Source organism: Diaphorobacter ruginosibacter, assembly GCF_040396215.1.
Lineage (GTDB): Bacteria > Pseudomonadota > Gammaproteobacteria > Burkholderiales > Burkholderiaceae_C > Diaphorobacter_A > Diaphorobacter_A ruginosibacter_A.
In genome coordinates, this window is sequence record NZ_JBEBOW010000180.1 from 1 (window position 1) to 5,476 (window position 5,476).

A 5,476-nucleotide genomic window follows, 5' to 3' on the forward strand; every position below is an offset into this window, starting at 1 on the left:
TTGAGCGCGTAATGTATGCGAGTGTCACTTCATTGTTCACCAAACTCTCCTTGCCTTTTGATGCTTTCATGCCGTCTTTGGGGGTGATATAGATCTGATCTATGGGCCGTTGTTTCAATAGCTACTTGACGAATTTTTATTGAATGAATAGGCATCTGGCGTTCATTTTTTGATCACGGTTTAGGGGGTGAGGCCGGATTGCCAACCATCGCGTGAACTACCCGGGGTAGCCTGAATGGTATGGAGTTTTTCGGTGCCATTTCATGGGGTTCCTGTAGATTGTTATAAATATCATTGCTTTAATACTTAATTCTGAATCAACCAATCAAAGGGTTTGATATGTAAGTATTTCAAGTAATTTGAAATCATATTTATCTACGACATATCTCTGCTGTGCAGATATATCGTTTTTATCCCAATGTCGTTTGCTGCATTGATTGAGGATATTGATGATATTGCTCGTAACACCTTTTGTGTTCTGCAGAATGGGGTTTGTGTTTTTCTCAATTGCATTCACCGGAAAACTATTACTATTCGCGAGCTTACTTTGGCCCGCAGTCGGGCCGTGTGGTTTGGTGTCGGTGGTCGGTGAATAATTCCATTTGAAAATAAGCAAATTTCTTATATGACTCGAATGCCTGGTTCGAGCATGGTTTTTCATTGGGAAGGCCAAAGATGCTTGTCGTCTTTGAACCAGATTGATTCATCGTCACCGCTCATGTTTACCCGTTTCGATATATCTGGCGGGTATTTGGCATATTCGAATTGATTTGTTTATGACGCCGGGATGTTTTCCTGGCTCCACGTTGACGTTATCTGGAGAAAAAATGACTACATCCATGCAGTCGGTCGATGTTTCTGTGGTCGGCAAGCATTCCGCCGTATCGAAATTCGGAGTGGGATCCGACGTGGCTCTCAACGAGCCTTCTGTTGTGAAGCTGGCTGTTACCCGAGCGGATGTCCGCGCTGTCTCGCGCTCCGGCGACGATCTCATCGTGACGTTGACAAACGGCGAGAAGGTCACCGTCCAGCGCTATTTCCTCAATGCGGAAGGCGCAGCGAACAATCTGGTCCTGGATGACGAGCTGGAAGGTTTGTGGCAACTCCAATTGGGTGATGCTTCAGGCAGCGGAGAGCTGCCGTTCGGATTCTCCAGCATTCAGTCCATCGATCCACTATTGGAGCAGGAGCCCTCGGAAGAGCGCGATGCAGTTCTGGGTTCCTGGGGGGCTGCGATTTCAGCGCTCACCATTGGATCGTTTCTCGTGCATGAACTGCAGCAGAAATCCGATTCTCCCAATCCAGAGCCCGAGGCGGTCGAGAAGATTCAGCCCAACGCGGCGGATGTGAATCCCGTCAACGGCAAGGATCCCATTACGGGCCATGCCCAGCCGGGCATGACGGTAACGGTTACTTTTCCCAATGGCTCCACGGCCGTGGCCACGACCGATGCCGATGGACATTTCTCGGTGGACAACCCAGGCCTGAATCACGAGGAAACCATCACCGTGGTGGTCACCAGCCCTGAAGGCGTGGACAGTGACCCCACGACAGCGACGGTGGATGCCCTTGCTCCCGAGCGGCCGGTGGTTGATCCCGTGAATGGTTCGGGTGACATCACGGGTACCGCGGAGCCGGGGTCCGAGGTAAGGGTGATCTTCCCGGATGGAACGGAAAGCGATCCTGTGATCGTGGGAGAGGATGGCAGCTTCCATGTGTCGAATCCAGGGTTGAAGGATGGCGACGAGATCAAGGTGGTGGCTCAGGACCCGGCCGGGAACGTCAGCGACCCGACGATCATCGTGGTGGATGCCGTGCCGCCGGTCCTGACGATCTCCGACGATGTCCCGGGAATCGTGGGCCATGGCGGTGAAGTGACATTCACCTTCACGTTCAGTGAAGACGTGACGGATTTCGATGCCGGCAAGATATCTGTCGACGGAGGTGTCGCTGGCGTCTTCACCGTTGTCAGCGGATCTGTGTATACCCTGGTCGTGACACCGAATGGCGATCCCGAGGGCACGATCACCGTGAGCGTCGCGGAAGGCGCGGCAATGGATTCTGCTGGCAACCCCAGCTCCGCGGCCAGCGCCACGCAGGACTTCGACACGGTTGCGCCGCTTGCTTCCGCCCTCAAGGATATTGTTCTCATTGACGACGTCGGTGACATCAAGGGCGAAATTCACTCCGGAGACACGACCGACGACAGCAAGCCGACTTACTCGGGTACGACGGATCCGCGGGATGTATATCTCGTGCAGGTTCTCGACAATGGCAAGGTCATTGGCGAAGCCCATGTCAATGAAGACGGGACGTGGAGCTTCGAGCCGTCGTATCCGTTGCCGGCGGGGCCTCATGAATTCCAGGCGCGGCCGGTCGACGAGGCCGGAAACGTGGGTGGCGCGACCGATGCCATCGCATTTGAACTGTACGGACCCGCCCCTGCAGCGCCGGCAATTACAGGTGTCTACGATGATGTTGCGCCCATTGTCGGCAACATCGAAAAGGAATTCCCCACAGACGACAACACACCCACGCTCAAGGGAACGGCAACCCCGAGCACCTTGGTGAAGGTGTGGGATGGCGAGACCCTGGTCGGCAGCGCGGAAGTGGATGCCGAAGGCAATTGGGAGATCACCACATCGTCACTGAGCGAAGGCGAGCACAAGCTGATAGCGACGGCCACTGACGGCGCGGGACAGGTCAGTCCGCCCACGGGTGAATACTTTGTGCTCGTGGATGTCACGCCTCCAGGAAAGCCGGATGTCCCTCTGCTCTCGGCGGGGGATGGCGGCGCCGAATTCATTCCGGAGGGCTCCACCGTCGAGGTTGCGAACCCGACGTTCAGTGGAACGGGAGAGCCGGGAGAGACGGTTGATATCTATGACGGCGGCCAGCTGCTCGGTTCAACGACCGTGGACACGCATGGAGACTGGACATATACGCCCACCGAGGAGATGTCCGAAGGTGTGCATGAAGTGACCGTGACTTTGTCGGACAAGGCTGGCAACACCAGTGAAAGCAGTGAATCGCTGCACTTCACGGTTGATACGGACAGCACTCCGCTCAGTATTCTTCGCGCGCTGGATGATGTCGGCCCCATCACCGGGGCGGTTCCCAACAATGGCGCGACGGACGATGCGAGCCCCACGCTGGTTGGCAAGGCGCCGGCAGGCATTACCGTCACGGTTTATGAGGGTGAAACCGTCCTTGGCGCCGCAAAGGCCGATGCCGCCGGTGTGTGGGAACTGGCGCTGGTGGCGCAGGCGGAAGGATCGCACAACTACACGGCCAAGGGACAGAACGAGGCTGGCACGCCCCTCGAAGCGAAATTCACGCTCACCATCGACACCACGCCGCCTCAGGTCCCGACGATCGACTCCCTTGAAGACGACGTGGGCTCGAACATGCAGGGCCTGGTGTCCGGTGGCTTCACCGACGACACCACCCCGACACTGCATGGAACAGGATCTCCGGGCGCAAAGGTCGACATATTCGACAATGGAGAGCCCATTGGCAGCACCGAGGTCGGCGACGATGGCCAATGGCATCACACCGTCAATCCTGCGTTGACCACGGAAGGCGAACACGTACTGACGGCGACCAGCACTGATGCTGTCGGGAATGAAAGCGCTCCAAGTGCGGAATTTATTGTCAATCTCGACGTGACACCGCCTGACGTCAGCGATGTCGTCCTGAGCATGGACCCGGTTGCCGGGGATGATTACGTCAACATCGAAGAGTCCGAAGGCGATGTGACACTCAGCGGTCAACTCGCCAATGTGCCCAGCGATGTGGCTGACACCCGGATCACCGTCACGGTGAACGGCAGCCTGCATGAGGCCACGCTGGTGGGGTCGAGCTGGAGTGCCAGCGTCCCCGGAAGTGAGCTGGTTGCCGCCGGCGAGGGTGGGGCAGCGGTTGATGTGAAGGCCATATTGAGCGATGCAGCGGGCAACGAGGCTCAGTTGCAGATCACGCATGGCTATGAAGTCAAGACCACGCCCATTGCCGATGACTGGGAGAAGATTGCGGCCACCCTGTGGGATGACGTGGAGCCGGAGGTCGGCGAGATCACATCGGGCATGGCAACCGATGACGCCAGGCCTGTCTACAAGGGTGTGGCCGATTCGAGCAAGGGTGTTGCCTTTGTTGAAATCCTCGATAACGGAAAGGTCATCAGCCGTGTTGCCGTGCAGGAGGATGGCTCATGGTCTTTTGAGCCGGAAGCCTCCCTTGCGAGAGGGGATCACGCCTTCCAGGCCCGCCCTGTCGACGTGGCGGAAAACAAAGGCAATCCCACCAACGTCATTGATTTTGCCCTGCAGGCTCCTCTCGGGCCGCGGCCATTGCCTCCAGCCATCGAGGACGTGCAGGACAATGTCGGGCCCGTTCAAGGCAACATCCAGAAGGGTGTTCCTACCGATGACAGCACGCCCACATTGTCAGGTTCAGCCGAGCCTGAGGCGGTGGTCAATGTTTTCGACGTGGTGGATGGGCAACTGAAACTGGTAGGAACCGCGACTGCCGATGACAAGGGCTCTTGGAGCGTTCAGACCTCTCCGCTGTCGGAGGGCGCTCACAATCTGGTCGCGACCGCCACCAACGCTGCTGGTCAGGAAAGCGATCAGACCGGCGAGTACACCATCCTCGTCGACACGACAGCGCCGTCCAGGCCGACGAGCGTGGTCGTTGTCGACAAGATCGGTGATATGCAGGGGGTGGTCGGCGACGGGCAGGCCACGGATGACGCCACTCCGGAGATAAAGGGCGAGGGGGAGGCAGGAGCCGGCGTTACCGTCTTTGACAATGGCAAGGAGATTGGAACAACGACGGTGGGCGATGACGGCCATTGGAGCCTGACGCCCTCCACACCGCTGGCGGACGGCCAGCACAGCATCAGCGTCACGCTCACGGATAAAGCGGGCAACGTCAGCGAACCAGGCGATCCAGCCGCCTTCACCGTGGACACCAGCGGCTTGGAATTGGTGATCACCCGCGTGGAAGATGACCACGGGCTCATTCAGGGTGCCCTTGCCAGCGGTGATTCGACAGACGACACGACCCCCACCTTCGTGGGCAAGGCCACCGCAGGCGCGACGGTCACGATCAACGAAGGTGCGACGACCCTGGGCAGCGTGGTGGCCGACGGCAGCGGCAACTGGAGCCTGGAACTGCCTGTGCAAGCCGAAGGCGCGCATCAGTATGTCATCAAGGCGGTCAGTGTCGCGGGTAATGTGGCGCAAACCCAGTTTGCGCTGACCATGGATATCACCGCGTCCAGCGCGCCTGTCATCGTTGAGGTCAGGGACGACGTGGGCAGCAAGCAGAATGCGCTGACCGAGGGCGGTGTGAGTGTTACGGACGACACGACACCCACGTTGATCGGAACCGGTACGCCCAATGAAACCATCACGATCTACGACAACGGCAAGCTTGCAGGCTCCACAACCGTGGATGCGGACGGCAATTGGAG

General features: G+C 57.9%; 1 protein-coding gene. It reads left to right on the top strand.

Features of this window, described 5'->3' with window-relative positions; all coding sequences use genetic code 11:
* Nucleotides 1-827 precede the first annotated feature (827 nt).
* Nucleotides 828-5,476 (top strand): Ig-like domain-containing protein (locus ABWP92_RS16085; RefSeq protein ID WP_353236415.1); only part of this gene is annotated, 4,649 nt, incomplete at its 3' end.